Below are 15,466 nucleotides of genomic sequence, written 5' to 3' on the forward strand. Positions count from 1 at the left end.
TTCGGCCAGGTTTTACCCACCGTCATGCGGGAGTTCTTGGGAAGTGTCAGTTGTACCATTTTTCGTTCCTTCCGTCAGGGCTTGCGCCCGAATACCTTTACATGGCGCGCAAACGCGGCGGCCGAATTGGCGGCTCGCCGGTCAGATTGAAGACGCAGCTTTCATAAACCGCGATCGGGTCAAGTCCGCGGATCGCATCCGAACTGATGCTGAAGCTGCCACTGGCGAATGGCCCGCTATCGCTATTGGCGCCAAGAGTCATGCCGATCTGCGGCCCCTGTGCCGCACGCGCGCGCTCTTCACAGCGCTCAGCCGCGCGTTCCGGTGTGATCGGTGTGCAGGCAGCGGCCAGCACTACAGACATCAAGAGTGCAACGCGGATCATAGATTTATCCCAAACGAATTGTTGACTGTGCAACGCACCGTGTCTGGACGTTGCGCAATCTGGACAATCAGATCTGTCGTGGCCTCATTCGCGCCAACCACAGCCCCCTGCGCGATCTGAACAATCTCGGAAGAGGATGCATTGTCGATAATACAGTCCGTCAGCGGACGTGCATCAACACCGGGGAACCGTGCCTGCACAGCGTTGTTGACGACACCTTTTGCCGCGTCGCGCGCCAGCATGTCGCCTGTCGGACCAAGGTCCTGCATGCAACCCGCCAGCACCGCCACCGCGCCAAATGTCATCAGCAGACGCATCAGAATGTCCGTTCTTTCGGCGCGATCTTGGCTTCCGAAATACCGCCTTCGGCTTCGGTTGTCAGACCCGCCGTGATCACCGGACGGTAGCTCAGGTTTACTTTCGCCCCATCCACATGGCTGATCGTGTGCACACGCCAGTTTTTATCGTCACGTGTCGCATAATCCTCATGCGCATGCGCACCACGGCTTTCCTTGCGCGCCTCGGCGCCGACGATCGTGGCAAGCGCGTTCGGCATCAGGTTGGTCAGTTCCAGCGTTTCCATAAGGTCGCTGTTCCAGACAAGGCTGCGGTCGGTGACAGACAGATCATCCATCTTGCCTGCAATCGCCGTCATCTTCTCGACACCTTCGGCCAGCGTCTTATCGGTGCGGAACACAGCGGCATCGGCCTGCATCGCCTTTTGCATTTCCAGACGCAGCTCTGCAGTGCCAACAGTACCCTTCGCATGGCGCAGCCCGTCGAACCGGTCAAAACACGCATCCACAGACGCCTGGTTCAATGTCGGGTTGGGGGCGTTGCGATCCACCACTTCACCCGCGCGGATCGCAGCGGCGCGGCCAAAGACAACAAGGTCAATCAGGCTGTTCGATCCCAGACGATTGGCGCCATGCACCGACGCACAGCCCGCTTCACCCACCGCCATCAGGCCGGGCACAACCGCGTTGGGGTCTTTCTTCGTGGGGTTGAGCACCTCACCGTAATAGTTGGTCGGAATACCGCCCATGTTGTAGTGCACGGTGGGCAGCACAGGGATCGCTTCCTTGGTCACATCGACACCCGCAAAGATGCGCGCGCTTTCCGAAATCCCGGGCAGACGTTCGGCCAAAGCCTCTTTCGGCAGGTGGTTGAGGTTGAGGTGAATGTGATCACCATTGGCCCCCACACCGCGCCCTTCGCGGATTTCCATGGTCATGCAGCGGCTGACATAGTCGCGGGGGGCAAGGTCTTTGTAGTTGGGCGCATAGCGCTCCATGAACCGCTCACCTTCGGAGTTGGTCAGATAACCACCCTCGCCGCGCGCACCTTCAGTGATCAGACAGCCTGCACCGTAAATGCCGGTCGGGTGGAACTGCACGAATTCCATATCCTGCAAAGGCAGACCCTGACGGGCGACCATACCGCCACCGTCACCGGTGCAAGTATGGGCCGAAGTCGCGCTGAAGTATGCGCGGCCATAACCACCCGTCGCCAGCACAACGGTCTTGGCGTTGAAAACATGCATGGTGCCGTCATCCAGCTTCCATGCGATCACACCCTGACAGATGCCATCGTCGGACATGATCAGATCAAGCGCGAAATATTCGATGTAGAATTCCGCCTGCTGTTTCAGCGACTGGCCGTAAAGCGTGTGCAGGATGGCGTGACCGGTGCGGTCGGCAGCAGCACAGGTGCGCTGCACGGGCGGGCCTTCACCGAATTCGGTGGTGTGGCCGCCAAAGGGGCGCTGATAGATCTTGCCCTCTTCGGTGCGCGAAAACGGCACGCCGTAATGCTCAAGCTCGTAAACCGCCTTGGGGGCCTCACGCGCGAGGTATTCCATCGCGTCGGTATCACCCAGCCAGTCAGAGCCCTTCACCGTGTCATACATATGCCACTGCCAGCTGTCAGGGCCCATGTTGCCCAAAGAGGCGGCGATGCCGCCTTGTGCTGCAACAGTGTGTGAACGCGTCGGGAAAACCTTGGTGATACAGGCAGTGCGCAAACCCTGTTCCGCAAGACCCAAGGTAGCCCGCAGTCCGGCCCCGCCAGCCCCGACGACAATCGCATCATAGGTGTGGGTTTCGTATTCATAAGCAGCCATAGGTAATAAGCTCCGCGCGGATTAAAGGGCGATACGGACGATTGCGAAAATCGCAAAAGCCGCCGCAGCATAGGACAGGCAGATCATGCCGATAATCGCCGCCTTGCGTGCGAAACCGTGAACATAATCCTCAATCAGGGTCTGAACACCCAAGCGGTAGTGAAAGAAACCCACCAGCATGGTCAGGATCGCAACAACAGCTGGGAAAGGCCGCTGGTAATAGGCGATCACCTCTTCGTAAGACGACCCGAGAATGGACCCGAAGGTAAAGATAAAGAGCGGCGTCAGGATCAGAAGGGCAACAGAGGTCACCATCATCTGCCAGTGATGCTCGGTCCCGGTTTTCGCCGAGCCCATGCCGGATGCGCGTTTGCGGTCAGTCAGAAAAGCCATAGCAGCGCCCCCTTATACAACAATTACGGTGAAGATGGTCAGCAGCACCGACAGCACCATCATCATCTGCGCGGCAAGCTCGGACTTGTCGACATCCAGCATGCGGCCACTGTCCCACACCAGATGGCGCAGACCACCCAGCAGGTGATACCAAAGGCCCAAAGTGGACAGCACCATAACCAGATCACCAAACCAGCTCGTGACAAATCCGTTCGCCGTGGCAAATGCCTCGGGTCCAGTGGCCGCGGCCACAAACCACCACACGATCATCAGCGCCGCTACAATCAGTGCATTGCCGGAGATGCGGACCAGAATTGAGGACATCGAGGTCCATTGCGGACGATAGATCGTCAGATGCGGTGAAAGCGGGCGATTGCCCCGGTTCACGTCAGCCATATCAGTTCCCTTCGTTGGCTTGTGTCGTCTGGCAGACGACGCCTTTGGAGTATGTTCTGCACCATTCACAGCACAGAGTCACGCGCAGCGCACCCATCAAACCGTGAAAAATGGTCGCGCAAAGCCACCTTTTTTAAGATTGTGATCACACTTTTCCAAACTGTGATCACAAATCTCGCGCCTCTCTTGTTCAAGAGGCTAGCCCGCATCACACAGGCATCAATGCCCAGTAATCAAGATCAAGAAGCACATCCGCGTGATACTTGCCATCGTCACTGTGAAGCACCCCCGCCGCGCCCTTGGTCGCCACCAAGCGCAGCCGGATTGCACCGACGCCCAGCGCATCTGTTTCGGCCACGTCCAGCACTTCGGACCACGCCCGCACCGTATCACCCGCAAAACACGGATTGGCATGCGCGCCCCCGTTCAGCGCCACAATCATCTGCGCATTGGCCAGCCCGTTGAACGATAGCGCGCGGGCGAGCGAGATCACATGCCCGCCGTAGATCAACCGCTTGCCATCGGCACGGTTGGTCGCATCGAAGTGCACCTTGGCGGTGTTCTGCCACAGACGCGTGGCCAGCATATGCTCGGCTTCTTCGATGGTCACACCATCGACATGGTCAATCACTTCCCCCACAGCATAATCGCCCAAGCGATGCGGCTCACCGGCCAGGGTGAAATCGTAATCCTCGAAGGTCAGCCCCTCAGGGATCACCAGATCACCCACTGCAACAGCCTCCGCCAGATCAGGGATCACCGTCTGCGGCGCTTCCCCCTCACCCCCCTTGCGCACCATCACCCAGCGCACATAGCTCAGCACTTCCTCGCCGCGCTGGTTGCGCCCCGTGGTGCGCACCCAGACCACACCGGATTTCCCGTTCGAGTTCTGTTTGAGGCCAATCACCTCACTCTGTGACACCAGCGTATCACCCGCATAAACAGGCCGCAGCCAGCGCCCTTCGGCATAGCCCAGATTGGCCACCGCATTCAGCGATACATCGGGCACAGTCTTGCCAAAGACCGTGTGAAACGTGACCAGATCATCGACAGGCGCACCGGGCAAACCGCAAGCCCGCGCAAATTCATCCGAGGAATAAAGCGCACTACGGGCGGGATAGAGCGCGTGATACAGCGCGCGCTCGCCCCCTGAAATTGTGCGCGGCACAGCGTGGGTAATCACATCACCCACGGCGTAATCCTCGAAAAACCGGCCTGCGTTGGTCTTGGTCATTGCTTGCCTAACTTCATATCCGGTGAATAGGGCGTATCGATCTCTTTCGTCACGGCCTGCCCGCAGCGCATGACGCCATTCGCGTGGTCATAGGCATAGGTCGGAGAGCCGTAAAGCTCCCACCCCTTGGACAAAGCCTCGGACACTTTGTGGCAAAACGCCGAGGTGTCATCCTCGGTCAACAAACGATAGATTTTCACCTGCTTACCCCCAAGGTGTGACGCCAAGCGCGTAGTGGATACCCATCACCACGACCGTGACGACGATGGTCACGACAACAGCGACGATTTCTTTCTTGAACGGTGCACGTGCGGGGCGCTGCCATGGCCCTTCCTGCGCATTGATCAGCAGGATTTCCATGATCGCCCAGGCCAGCAATCCGCCGAACAGGATAAATGATGCCGTATCGCCATTCACCAGCAAATGCGCGACGGCCCAGATCGAGAAACCGGTCAGTTGCGGATGCCGCACTTTGGTCCCCAACCAGATTTTCGCGCCCTTCGCAGCACTGGCGGCGTAGAAGTAGAAGGCCACGATCATCAGCAGGTTGTTGATGCCAACCCACATCGGGCTGCGTCCCCAATACACCGCGCCATCCGCGTCGCGATAGCCCAGCACCATTAAAACGACGCTCAGCAGTATGGCGACAGCCATCACCGGATAGCCCGCGCCGCCCAGCGCCGCCCGCGCCCCCGGTGCAAGCCGTTTGAACAAATGTGCTGCCCACCAAAGGGCAACGCCAGCGATTAGTAGTGTCATGCCGTCTCCAATGCAGCGATAGCCTCAGCTTTCGCCAACGTCGCGCGCGCGGTGACGATATGCAAGTTCTCAACGATGCGCCCGTCCACAACGGCCACACCCTGCCCTTCGGCCTCTGCGGCCTCAAAGGCGGCAATCTGGCGGCGGGCCAGATCAATCTCGGCCTCGGTCGGGCCAAAGGCGGCATTGGCAATCGCCACCTGCGCAGGGTGGATCAGGGTCTTGCCATCAAATCCCATATCGCGGCCCTCTGCGCATTCCGCGCGCAAACCGTCCTCATCCTTGAAGGCATTGTAAACACCATCCAACGCCACAATCCCCGCAGCCTTGGCTGCCAGCAGACAATGCTGCAAGGCCATCGTCAGCGCGGCACGGGTGCGCGAATTCAGATCCTTCGCCAGGTCATTCGTCCCCAGCACAAAGCCCGCAATCCGTGGATGCGCAGCGATACTGGCCGCATTCAGGACGCCCTCGGGCGTTTCCATCATCGCCCAGATCGGCAGATCGGGTACCAATGCTGCCAGCGCATCGACATCGGCGGGGCCGTTCACCTTGGGCAACAGGATCGCGTCACACGCCATCGCCGCAACCGCCGCCGCATCGGCAGCCCCCCATTCCGTATCGAGCCCGTTGATCCGCACGATTTTCAAACGCGGCCCATAGCCTCCGTCCGCAAGGGCAGCGTAAAGCGTATCCCGCGCCGCGACCTTGGCATCCGGCGAAACAGCGTCTTCCAGATCAAACAGGATCACATCAACCGGCAGCCCCCGCGCCTTCTCCAAGGCCCGATCCTTGGACCCGGGGATATATAGGGCGGAGCGGTAAGGGCGGCTGTGCATCGAATCTTCCTCGCAATAATATTGCGCGGAAAAGGCCAGAAATTATCTAATCATTCAAGGATAAATTGCCGCAACGCAGCGACCGGCCCCATCGTTACGGTATGTTAACCAATTCTGCGCATGCTCCCCTGACACTTGGTCCTATGACGGATCACCGTGATCCGCTTTGCACAAGGGGAACCAAATGAAACCTATCCTATTCCTGATGTCCTTCGGGATCGCGGCCATGATGCTGGCGGCACAACAGGCCCACGCCCAAGGCAACTGCGCCGACCATGCCACGGTTGTTGAACGCTTGGGCGAACGCTATGGCGAAAGTCGCCAATCCATCGGGCTCACCAGCGACAATTCCGTAGTGGAAGTCTTTGCATCCATGGACACAGGCTCTTGGACCATCACGATCACGCGGCCCGGCGGGCTGACATGTCTCGCCGCCGCAGGACAGGCCTACCAATACGTGAACGAACCTCTGGCGAATTTCGACAGCCAGAGCTGAGTACCAGTGGTCCGGCTTAGCTCAAAGCGATCCAGATAAGCCGGACACCTGTCAAAAGCAGCAAGACATAGGTCAGCCCAAAGAACAAACGCTCCGGTATCCAGTAATGCGCCTTCACGCCCAGCCACGCACCAATCAGGGCGAATGGCGCCAGCAAAAGGCTTCCCATCATGGTGTCCCAGCTAAAGATGCCCAGAAACGCATAGGGCACCGCCTTCATCCAGTTCACCGCCCAGAAAACAACCACCGTGGTCGCCTGAAACGTGGTCTTGCTCAGGCCCTGTGACAGCAAAAACACCGCAGACGGCGGGCCGCCCGCATGACTGATAAAGCTGGTGAACCCGCTGACCATGCCCGCGATCCATGCAAAAGGCGCGGAAAACGGCATGATCGGGATCTTGAGCCATCCCAGGGCACGCGCCCATTGAAAAGCAACGAACGCCAGACAGATCGCCCCGATCAACAACCTGAACACATCCGCATCCACCGAGGCATAGAGCCATGCCGCGATGATGCACCCCGGCACTGCCCCGATCATCAATCCCTTGGCAGAGGGCCAATGCCACTTGCCCCAATAGGGTTTCAGCGTGGCGGCATCCACGAGCATAAAGAGCGGCAAAACAATCCCCAACGCAGCCCCCGGCGGGACCACCAGCGCCAGAATCGCACCACCCACAAAGGCCGCACCCGACCCGAAACCGGCCTTGGACATGCCGCCAAAGATGATCGCGGGGATGCCCACCGCAAAAAATTGCCATCCGAATTCAATCACGTAAGCAGTCCAAAATATCCATCATTCCAGCATCGTTAGCGTCAAGCACGCTGCTTGGCTACTCTGCTCACCGTGATGGCGCGATGCAGCACTCTTGCGCGCACGGCTGCAAAGCCTTACCCAAAGCGCCGAAAGCCAAATCACCAAAGGACTTGTTTCAATGGCCAGACCCAAGATTGCCCTCATCGGCGCCGGACAGATCGGTGGCACGCTCGCGCACCTCGCAGCTGTCAAAGAACTCGGCGATGTTGTTCTCTTCGATATCGCAGAGGGCATCCCCCAAGGTAAGGCGCTTGATATCGCCGAGAGCGGCCCTGCCGCGAAATTCGACGGCAGCTTCAAAGGCGCCAACAGCTATGAAGATATCGCAGGCGCAGACGTATGCATCGTCACCGCAGGTGTCGCCCGCAAACCCGGCATGAGCCGCGATGACCTGCTGGGCATCAACCTCAAAGTCATGAAATCCGTTGGCGAAGGCATCGCAGCCCATGCGCCGAACGCGTTCGTCATCTGCATCACCAACCCGCTGGACGCGATGGTCTGGGCACTGCGCGAATTCTCCGGCCTGCCCCACCACATGGTCTGCGGCATGGCAGGTGTGCTTGATAGCGCGCGTTTCCGTCACTTCCTTGCCGAGGAATTCAACGTCTCCATGCGTGACGTGACAGCCTTTGTTCTGGGCGGCCACGGCGACACAATGGTGCCGCTGACACGCTATTCCACAGTTGCAGGCATCCCTCTGCCCGATCTGGTCGATATGGGCTGGACCACACAAGACAAACTCGACGCGATTGTGCAACGCACACGCGACGGCGGCGCCGAAATCGTTGGCCTGCTGAAAACCGGCTCTGCCTTCTACGCACCCGCCACATCCGCAATCGAAATGGCCGAGGCTTTCCTCAAGGACCAAAAGCGCCTGCTGCCATGTGCGGCGCACGTTGATGGCGCATACGGCCTGAACGGGTTCTACGTTGGTGTCCCCACCATCATCGGCGCAGGCGGTATCGAGCGCGTGGTCGAGATCAAGATGAACAAGGAAGAACAGGCGATGTTCGACAAATCCGTCGACGCCGTCAAAGGCCTTGTCGAAGCCTGCATCGGGATCGACGGCAGCCTCGCATAAGCGCGCTGCACATCAGCAATGCAAAGGGCTGCCCCACGGGGCGGCCCTTTTTATTTTTGCAGATAGTCCGTCACACGTGTCTTGTTGGTCGCCAGCCAGTCATCAATGGCCTGCGGGCTTGCATCTGCAACCTGCCCTGCAAAATACCTTGCCACGACAGGGGCCGGATCAAAGGCCCGGTCATCCCAAAGCCCGCGCTTCACCAATGCCTTGATGGTTGGTGCATCAACAGACTTCAGGCGGTGATAAAGACCTTCTGCCAACTCCGGTGCCGCCATCAACGCCTCTGCCTGCCGCCGCCGGTGAGCTGACGGTGGCATCCCGTCATCTTCGTTCAGCGCCTGTATCATCCGCGACAGCTTGTAGGACCAGTAGTGTGGCGTCAGCCCTTCGAAATGCAAAAGCTCCAGCACCTCGTTTGTCGCGCGCGTGCTCACAACCTCTTGGCCTGTTTTGGGCCGTCGTGGACGATGGATCGACATATGCAGTCCACGCCCCGTCCGCACAAAGGCCTTCCCCTGCGCATGCCCCGTCAGCCCCCGGTTGGTCATCTTGAAATCCGCACCAAAGATCGCAGCCCCCCGCTTGGCGGGTCCCTGAAACGGACGCCGGAACGCACCATCAAAAAGGCCCGCACCGATCTTGCCCATCGGGTGGACACGTTCTGCGACGCCCAGAATGAAACATTCGGTCTCGGCCTCAATTCCGGCCAGAATATCCGCCACAGGCATGGCCGCGCGCAGATATTCATCCGCGTCACAATGCAAAATCCAGTCCGCCGCTGTGCGCTGATAGGCATCCTGCGCATTGCGCACCTGCCGGATTTCGTGGCGGTGCGGGCGCGGTTTTCCAAAGCGCTGCCAATGCGCTGCATCGCAGGCCACCACCGTCACCTGCGGCAAATGGGTAAAATCAACCGATCCCGCTGCCGACGGAGAGTCAAAATACAAAAACACCTGCGCCGCCCCCAGCGACAGGTGCCAGGCCACAAAGGCCTGCAACAACGCAGGTGGTTCATCAACCGTCGCAACGACGGCCCATGAGGGTGTTTCTGTCAACATCAGCACTCTGCTATCATAGTCACGAATCTTTCAAAATGGATTAAACAGACACAATCTGAGCGTGACCTGTCTTTTGTGATCACAGATTTTTTTACTGTGATCACAAATGTTCGATTTTCCCCTGATTTCGGATTTTTCGCTTATATAGCGCGGTTTTTCCATGTTTAGGTGCCGCAACCGAAGCCAAATTGGAATTGTCTTATGAACATTCACGAATACCAGGCCAAAGCCTTGCTGCGCAGCTATGGCGCGCCCGTCTCTGATGGCCGCCCCGTCACCCGCGCCGAGGACGCCAAAACCGCAGCAGGCGAACTTGATGGCCCTCTGTGGGTTGTCAAAGCCCAGATCCACGCCGGTGGCCGCGGCAAAGGCAAATTCAAGGAAGCCGACGCAGGCGAAGCCGGCGGTGTGCGTCTGGCCAAATCGGTCGAAGAGGCCGCACAGGAAGCCAAGAAAATGCTGGGGCGCACATTGGTCACGCACCAGACCGGCCCTGCAGGCAAGCAAGTTAACCGCATCTACATCGAAGACGGCTCCGGCATCGAGACCGAAATGTACCTCGCCCTGCTGGTCGACCGCGTGACAAGCCGTATCGGCTTTGTCGTCTCGACCGAGGGCGGCATGGACATCGAAGAAGTCGCCGAAAACACGCCCGAGAAAATCCTCAACTTCACCGTTGATCCCGCCACCGGATATCAGCCGTTCCACGGCCGCCGCGTTGCTTTCGCGCTGGGCCTGAAAGGCAACCAGATCAAGCAGTGCGTGGCGCTAATGGGCAACCTCTACCGCGCTTTCACCGAAAAAGACATGGAGATGCTGGAAATCAACCCGCTGATCGTCACAGACGGCGGTGATCTCAAGGTGCTCGACGCCAAGGTCGCTTTCGACGGCAACGCCATCTACCGCCACGCCGATATCGCCGCCCTGCGCGACGAGACCGAAGAAGACCCAAAGGAACTCGCAGCCTCGAAATTCGACCTGAACTATATCGCGCTCGACGGTGAAATCGGCTGCATGGTGAACGGCGCAGGCCTTGCCATGGCAACGATGGACATCATCAAGCTTTACGGGGCCGAGCCTGCCAACTTCCTCGACGTGGGCGGTGGCGCGACGAAAGAGAAGGTGACCGAGGCCTTCAAGATCATCACCTCCGACCCCAACGTCAAAGGCATCCTTGTGAACATCTTCGGCGGCATTATGCGCTGCGATGTCATCGCCGAGGGCGTGATCGCGGCTGTGAAAGAGGTGGGCCTCAAGGTGCCGCTTGTTGTGCGCCTGGAAGGGACGAATGTGGAAAAAGGCAAAGAGATCATCCGCAATTCCGGCCTTGATGTGATCGCTGCTGACGACCTGAAAGATGGCGCGCAGAAGATCGTGAAAGCCGTCAAAGGGTAATCCCGTAGGGTGGGTGCAACCCACGCGATGCAAAGATTTTAAGGAGCCACCAATATGGCCATTCTCGTAAACGAAAACACCAAAGTGATCTGTCAGGGCCTTACCGGTTCGCAGGGCACATTCCACTCCGAGCAAGCGATTGCTTATGGCACCAAAATGGTCGGCGGCGTGACCCCCGGCAAAGGTGGTCAGACCCATCTCGACCTGCCGATCTTCAACTCGGTCCATGAGGCGAAACACGTCACCGAAGCCAACGCCTCTGTCATCTACGTGCCGCCACCCTTTGCGGCGGATTCAATCCTTGAAGCCATCGACGCCGAAATGGAACTGATCATCTGTATCACCGAAGGTATCCCTGTTCTGGACATGATGCGCGTCAAGCGCGCGCTGGAAGGCTCCAAATCCCGCCTGATCGGGCCAAACTGCCCCGGTGTCATCACACCAGATGCGTGCAAAATCGGCATCATGCCCGGCCACATCCACAAACGCGGTTCGGTCGGCGTTGTCTCCCGTTCCGGCACGCTAACCTATGAGGCCGTCAAGCAGACCTCGGACAGCGGTTTGGGCCAGTCCACCGCCGTCGGTATCGGTGGCGACCCAATCAAAGGCACCGAGCATATCGACGTGCTGGAAATGTTCCTTGCAGATGATGAAACCCAATCCATCATCATGATCGGCGAAATCGGCGGCTCTGCCGAAGAGGAAGCGGCACAGTTCTTGGCCGATGAGCGCAAGAAAGGCCGCTGGAAACCGACAGCCGGTTTCATCGCAGGCCGCACAGCCCCTCCGGGCCGCCGCATGGGCCACGCCGGTGCGATTGTTGCAGGCGGTAAAGGCGATGCGGAAAGCAAGATCGAAGCGATGAAGTCTGCTGGCATCGTTGTTGCGGATAGCCCTGCGACACTGGGCGAGGCTGTTCTGGAAGCGATCAGCAAATGAAATGTGAGGTCCCGGATCAAGTCCGGGACCTCACCCCACATAGAACGCAGTCCCAGAGCACATCCGGGACCTCATCATCGGCAACCCACTGAGGTCAACTCATGAACGACCAATCCCCCAACGACGTTTTCCACGCCTCTTCATTCCTGCAAGGGCACAACGCCGAATATGTCGAACAGCTTTACGCCCGCTACGCCGACAACCCCGGTGCTGTCGATGAAAGCTGGCAGGCGTTCTTTCGGTCCTTGGGTGATGCACCTGCCGATGCCAAAGCAGAGGCCGCTGGTCCCTCTTGGGCGCGCAGCGACTGGCCGCCCGTTCCGAACGATGACCTGACCGCAGCCCTCGATGGGCAGTGGCCAGCTGAACCCGAAGCGGCTGGCAAGAAGATCAAGGAAAAAGCTGCTGAAAAAGGCGTGACCCTGGACGAAAATCAGGTCCGCAACGCTGTGCTGGACAGCATCCGCGCGCTGATGATCATCCGCGCCTACCGTATTCGTGGCCACCTGATTGCAGACCTCGATCCGCTGGGGATGCGGGAGAACGTTCCGCACCCTGAACTTGACCCGAAATCCTATGGCTTCACCGGCGCCGACATGGACCGTCCGATATTTATCGACAACGTGCTCGGCCTCGAAGTCGCGACCATGAATGAGATCCTTGCCATCGTGCAACGCACTTACTGCGGTACTTTTGCACTGCAATATATGCACATCTCGAACCCCGAAGAGGCAGCGTGGCTGAAAGAACGGATTGAAGGCTATGGCAAGGAAATTGCCTTTACCAAAGAGGGCCGCAAGGCGATTCTGAACAGCCTTGTACAGGCCGAGGGTTTCGAAAAATTCCTGCACGTCAAATACATGGGGACCAAGCGTTTCGGCCTTGATGGCGGCGAAAGCCTGATCCCCGCGATGGAACAGATCATCAAGCGCGGCGGCCAGTTGGGGCTTGAGGACATCGTGATCGGGATGCCGCACCGTGGCCGTTTGTCGGTGCTCGCCAATGTGATGCAGAAACCCTATCGCGCGATCTTCAACGAATTTCAGGGCGGATCGTTCAAGCCCGAAGACGTCGATGGCTCGGGCGATGTGAAATACCATCTTGGCGCCTCATCCGACCGCGCCTTTGATGATAATTCCGTGCACCTGTCGCTCACCGCAAACCCCTCCCACCTTGAGGCGGTGAACCCTGTGGTGCTGGGCAAGGTTCGCGCCAAGCAGGACCAGAAAAACGACAAGGACCGCACCCGCGTCATGGCGGTGCTGCTGCACGGCGATGCGGCCTTCGCAGGCCAAGGTGTTGTGGCCGAGGGCTTCGGCCTGTCCGGTCTCAAAGGCCACAGGACCGGCGGCACCATGCATATCGTCGTGAACAACCAGATCGGCTTTACCACTGCGCCGCATTTTTCGCGTTCGTCACCCTACCCCACCGACATCGCATTGATGGTTGAGGCGCCGATCTTCCACGTGAACGGCGATGACCCCGAGGCCGTGGTCCACGCCGCCCGCGTCGCCACCGAATTCCGCCAGAAGTTCCACAAGGACGTGGTGCTGGATATCATCTGCTACCGCCGCTTTGGTCACAACGAGGGCGACGAGCCGATGTTCACCAACCCGGTGATGTATAAAAAGATCAAAAAGCAAAAGACCACGCTGACGCTTTACACCGAACGTCTGGTGCAGGACGGGCTGATCCCGGAGGGCGAGATCGAAGACATGAAGGCCGCGTTTCAGGCCCATCTGAACGAGGAATTCGAATCCGGCAAAACCTACAAACCCAACAAGGCCGACTGGCTGGATGGCAAGTGGTCACATCTTGACCGGAACAAGGACGACTATCAGCGGGGTGCGACCGCGATTGACGAAAAGACCTTCGAAGACATCGGCAAGGCGCTGTCCAAAGCGCCCGAGAGTTTCCCGTTGCACAAAACTGTTGCGCGCCTGCTAGACGCGAAGGCCACCATGTTCGAAACCGGCGAGGGAATCGACTGGGCAACCGGTGAAGCATTGGCCTTTGGCTCGCTCTTGACAGAAGGCTACCCTGTGCGCCTTTCGGGGCAGGACAGCACACGCGGCACATTCAGCCAGCGGCATTCCGGCCTGATCAATCAGGACAATGAAGAACGCTACTACCCGCTCAACCATATCCGCGACGGTCAGGCCCATTACGAAGTGATCGATTCGATGCTGTCGGAATATGCGGTTCTGGGCTTTGAGTACGGCTATTCATTGGCCGAACCCAATGCGCTGACCTTGTGGGAAGCACAGTTCGGCGATTTCGCCAATGGCGCGCAGATCATGTTCGACCAGTTCATCAGTTCGGGCGAAAGCAAATGGCTGCGCATGTCGGGCCTCGTTTGTCTGCTTCCGCATGGCTACGAAGGGCAGGGGCCGGAACACTCCAGCGCACGTCTGGAACGGTTCCTGACCATGTGCGGCGGCGACAACTGGATCGTCGCTAACTGCACCACACCTGCGAACTACTTCCACCTGTTGCGGCGGCAGCTGCACCGCACCTACCGCAAACCGCTGATCCTGATGACACCCAAGTCGCTTTTGCGGCACAAACTGGCCGTGTCCAAGAAAGACGAATTCACGACAGGTTCTTCGTTCCACCGCGTGCTTTGGGATGATGCCCAGCAGGGGAATTCGGACACCAAACTGGTAGCCGATGACAAAATCAAACGGGTCGTGATGTGTTCGGGCAAGGTCTATTACGACCTGCTGGAAGAGCGTGACGCGCGCGGGATCAACGATGTCTATATCCTGCGGTTCGAGCAGTTTTACCCATTCCCCGCGCAATCGGCGATGAAGGAACTCGAACGGTTCAAGAATGCCGAAATGGTCTGGTGTCAGGAAGAACCGCGCAATCAGGGCGCGTGGACGTTCATGGAACCCAATATCGAATGGGTGCTGACACGGTCCAAAGCGAAACACACACGGCCTGTTTATGTTGGGCGCGCCGCTGCGGCCTCGCCTGCAACAGGTCTGGCCAGCAAACACAAAGCAGAACAAACAGCGCTCGTGAATGATGCGTTGACCATCGAAGGAACAAAGAAATGAGCACCGAAGTCCGCGTCCCTACCCTTGGCGAATCCGTGACAGAGGCCACTGTCGCCACATGGTTCAAGCAGCCCGGCGATGCCGTGGCCGTTGACGAAATGCTCTGCGAGCTGGAAACCGACAAGGTGACGGTCGAAGTGCCCAGCCCTGTCGCTGGCACCCTGTCCGAGATTGTCGCCGCCGAAGGGGAAACCGTCGGTGTTGACGCGCTATTGGCGCAAATCGCCGAAGGCGACTCCGCATCGGCACCCAAGGAAGAAGCCAAAAGCGGTGCCAAAACCGACGCGGATGTCACCCAAACCAGCGCCGGCCCGACCGAGCCGAAATTGCGTGATCCTGAAGATTCGCCATCCGCCAAGAAACTGATGGCCGAAAACAACCTCTCCGATGTCACAGGCACCGGCAAGGACGGCCGTGTGATGAAAGAGGACGTGCTCAACGCGCTCTCATCCGCCGCGCCCGCGCCGTCTTCGAGCCCGGCGCCGCGCGC

General features: G+C 58.8%; 17 protein-coding genes. 6 read left to right on the forward strand and 11 right to left on the reverse strand.

The window, feature by feature from the left end; all coding sequences use genetic code 11:
* Window positions 1-97 precede the first annotated feature (97 nt).
* From VGP75_RS01895 to VGP75_RS01935, 9 genes are all read right to left on the reverse strand, one after another.
* Entirely contained in the window at window positions 98-385 is a 288-nt protein-coding gene (locus tag VGP75_RS01895) for a hypothetical protein (protein WP_327542038.1), read from the reverse strand.
* Window positions 382-702: a succinate dehydrogenase gene (locus tag VGP75_RS01900; protein WP_327542039.1), complete on the reverse strand. Its 321-nt coding sequence runs from the start codon at window positions 700-702 to the stop codon at window positions 382-384. The genes VGP75_RS01895 and VGP75_RS01900 overlap by 4 nt, the downstream gene beginning before the upstream one ends.
* Entirely contained in the window at window positions 702-2,507 is a 1,806-nt protein-coding gene (gene sdhA, locus VGP75_RS01905; RefSeq protein ID WP_327542040.1) for a succinate dehydrogenase flavoprotein subunit, read from the reverse strand. The genes VGP75_RS01900 and sdhA overlap by 1 nt, the downstream gene beginning before the upstream one ends.
* Before the next feature lie 21 nt (window positions 2,508-2,528).
* A complete protein-coding gene (sdhD, locus tag VGP75_RS01910) occupies window positions 2,529-2,900 on the reverse strand; it encodes a succinate dehydrogenase, hydrophobic membrane anchor protein (protein ID WP_055293788.1) in 372 nt (123 codons plus the stop codon).
* Window positions 2,901-2,912: 12 nt separating this feature from the next.
* Window positions 2,913-3,296, reverse strand: coding sequence for a succinate dehydrogenase, cytochrome b556 subunit (gene sdhC, locus VGP75_RS01915; RefSeq protein ID WP_327542041.1), 384 nt, complete (start codon window positions 3,294-3,296; stop codon window positions 2,913-2,915).
* A gap of 208 nt (window positions 3,297-3,504) precedes the next feature.
* Window positions 3,505-4,530 carry a MaoC family dehydratase gene (locus tag VGP75_RS01920; protein WP_327542042.1) on the reverse strand — a complete coding sequence of 342 codons (1,026 nt, stop codon included), beginning with the start codon at window positions 4,528-4,530 and terminating at the stop codon, window positions 3,505-3,507.
* Window positions 4,527-4,730, reverse strand: coding sequence for a DUF1737 domain-containing protein (locus tag VGP75_RS01925; RefSeq protein ID WP_327542043.1), 204 nt, complete (start codon window positions 4,728-4,730; stop codon window positions 4,527-4,529). The genes VGP75_RS01920 and VGP75_RS01925 overlap by 4 nt, the downstream gene beginning before the upstream one ends.
* 4 nt (window positions 4,731-4,734) lie before the next feature.
* A complete protein-coding gene (locus tag VGP75_RS01930) occupies window positions 4,735-5,289 on the reverse strand; it encodes an NnrU family protein (RefSeq protein WP_327542044.1) in 555 nt (184 codons plus the stop codon).
* Window positions 5,286-6,128 carry an HpcH/HpaI aldolase/citrate lyase family protein gene (locus VGP75_RS01935; RefSeq protein ID WP_327542045.1) on the reverse strand — a complete coding sequence of 281 codons (843 nt, stop codon included), beginning with the start codon at window positions 6,126-6,128 and terminating at the stop codon, window positions 5,286-5,288. Before VGP75_RS01935 ends, VGP75_RS01930 begins: the two co-directional genes overlap by 4 nt.
* Window positions 6,129-6,312: 184 nt before the next feature.
* Between VGP75_RS01935 and VGP75_RS01940 the strand changes: the two genes are divergently transcribed.
* On the forward strand, window positions 6,313-6,624 hold the full coding sequence (locus tag VGP75_RS01940; RefSeq protein ID WP_055293776.1) for a hypothetical protein: 312 nt from the start codon (window positions 6,313-6,315) through the stop codon (window positions 6,622-6,624).
* Between the two features lie 16 nt (window positions 6,625-6,640).
* On the opposite strand, the gene VGP75_RS01945 is transcribed toward VGP75_RS01940, so the two are convergent.
* Window positions 6,641-7,396, reverse strand: coding sequence for a sulfite exporter TauE/SafE family protein (locus VGP75_RS01945; RefSeq protein WP_327542046.1), 756 nt, complete (start codon window positions 7,394-7,396; stop codon window positions 6,641-6,643).
* A gap of 160 nt (window positions 7,397-7,556) precedes the next feature.
* Between VGP75_RS01945 and mdh the strand changes: the two genes are divergently transcribed.
* Window positions 7,557-8,519, forward strand: a complete 963-nt coding sequence (gene mdh, locus VGP75_RS01950) for a malate dehydrogenase (protein ID WP_327542047.1) — start codon at window positions 7,557-7,559, stop codon at window positions 8,517-8,519.
* A 50-nt stretch (window positions 8,520-8,569) separates the two neighbouring features.
* Here mdh and VGP75_RS01955 read toward each other — a convergent pair whose 3' ends face one another.
* The gene (locus tag VGP75_RS01955) at window positions 8,570-9,580 is read right to left on the reverse strand and encodes a glycosyltransferase family protein (RefSeq protein WP_327542048.1); all 1,011 of its coding nucleotides are present in this window, start codon (window positions 9,578-9,580) and stop codon (window positions 8,570-8,572) included.
* Window positions 9,581-9,781: 201 nt separating this feature from the next.
* Between VGP75_RS01955 and sucC the strand changes: the two genes are divergently transcribed.
* From sucC to VGP75_RS01975, 4 genes are all read left to right on the forward strand, one after another.
* Window positions 9,782-10,975, forward strand: a complete 1,194-nt coding sequence (gene sucC, locus VGP75_RS01960) for an ADP-forming succinate--CoA ligase subunit beta (RefSeq protein ID WP_327542049.1) — start codon at window positions 9,782-9,784, stop codon at window positions 10,973-10,975.
* Between the two features lie 54 nt (window positions 10,976-11,029).
* The gene (sucD, locus tag VGP75_RS01965; RefSeq protein ID WP_327542050.1) at window positions 11,030-11,914 is read left to right on the forward strand and encodes a succinate--CoA ligase subunit alpha; all 885 of its coding nucleotides are present in this window, start codon (window positions 11,030-11,032) and stop codon (window positions 11,912-11,914) included.
* A 101-nt stretch (window positions 11,915-12,015) separates the two neighbouring features.
* Window positions 12,016-14,976 carry a 2-oxoglutarate dehydrogenase E1 component gene (locus tag VGP75_RS01970; RefSeq protein ID WP_327542051.1) on the forward strand — a complete coding sequence of 987 codons (2,961 nt, stop codon included), beginning with the start codon at window positions 12,016-12,018 and terminating at the stop codon, window positions 14,974-14,976.
* Window positions 14,973-15,466, forward strand: a 494-nt coding sequence (locus tag VGP75_RS01975) for a biotin/lipoyl-containing protein (protein WP_327542052.1), incomplete at its 3' end; no start/stop codon positions are given. The genes VGP75_RS01970 and VGP75_RS01975, both read left to right, overlap by 4 nt.

This window comes from Yoonia sp., assembly GCF_036007805.1.
Lineage (GTDB): Bacteria > Pseudomonadota > Alphaproteobacteria > Rhodobacterales > Rhodobacteraceae > Yoonia.

Excerpts from the sequence above, each read along its gene's own strand:
- VGP75_RS01970 (WP_327542051.1), top strand. The coding sequence starts at position 12,016 with ATGAACGACCAATCCCCCAACGACGTTTTCCACGCCTCTTCATTCCTG.
- sdhC (WP_327542041.1), bottom strand. The coding sequence starts at position 3,296 with ATGGCTGACGTGAACCGGGGCAATCGCCCGCTTTCACCGCATCTGACG.
- VGP75_RS01930 (WP_327542044.1), bottom strand. The coding sequence starts at position 5,289 with ATGACACTACTAATCGCTGGCGTTGCCCTTTGGTGGGCAGCACATTTG.
- VGP75_RS01955 (WP_327542048.1), bottom strand. The coding sequence starts at position 9,580 with ATGTTGACAGAAACACCCTCATGGGCCGTCGTTGCGACGGTTGATGAA.
- VGP75_RS01935 (WP_327542045.1), bottom strand. The coding sequence starts at position 6,128 with ATGCACAGCCGCCCTTACCGCTCCGCCCTATATATCCCCGGGTCCAAG.
- VGP75_RS01920 (WP_327542042.1), bottom strand. The coding sequence starts at position 4,530 with ATGACCAAGACCAACGCAGGCCGGTTTTTCGAGGATTACGCCGTGGGT.
- sucC (WP_327542049.1), top strand. The coding sequence starts at position 9,782 with ATGAACATTCACGAATACCAGGCCAAAGCCTTGCTGCGCAGCTATGGC.
- sucD (WP_327542050.1), top strand. The coding sequence starts at position 11,030 with ATGGCCATTCTCGTAAACGAAAACACCAAAGTGATCTGTCAGGGCCTT.
- mdh (WP_327542047.1), top strand. The coding sequence starts at position 7,557 with ATGGCCAGACCCAAGATTGCCCTCATCGGCGCCGGACAGATCGGTGGC.
- VGP75_RS01895 (WP_327542038.1), bottom strand. The coding sequence starts at position 385 with ATGATCCGCGTTGCACTCTTGATGTCTGTAGTGCTGGCCGCTGCCTGC.
- VGP75_RS01900 (WP_327542039.1), bottom strand. The coding sequence starts at position 702 with ATGCGTCTGCTGATGACATTTGGCGCGGTGGCGGTGCTGGCGGGTTGC.
- sdhD (WP_055293788.1), bottom strand. The coding sequence starts at position 2,900 with ATGGCTTTTCTGACTGACCGCAAACGCGCATCCGGCATGGGCTCGGCG.
- sdhA (WP_327542040.1), bottom strand. The coding sequence starts at position 2,507 with ATGGCTGCTTATGAATACGAAACCCACACCTATGATGCGATTGTCGTC.
- VGP75_RS01940 (WP_055293776.1), top strand. The coding sequence starts at position 6,313 with ATGAAACCTATCCTATTCCTGATGTCCTTCGGGATCGCGGCCATGATG.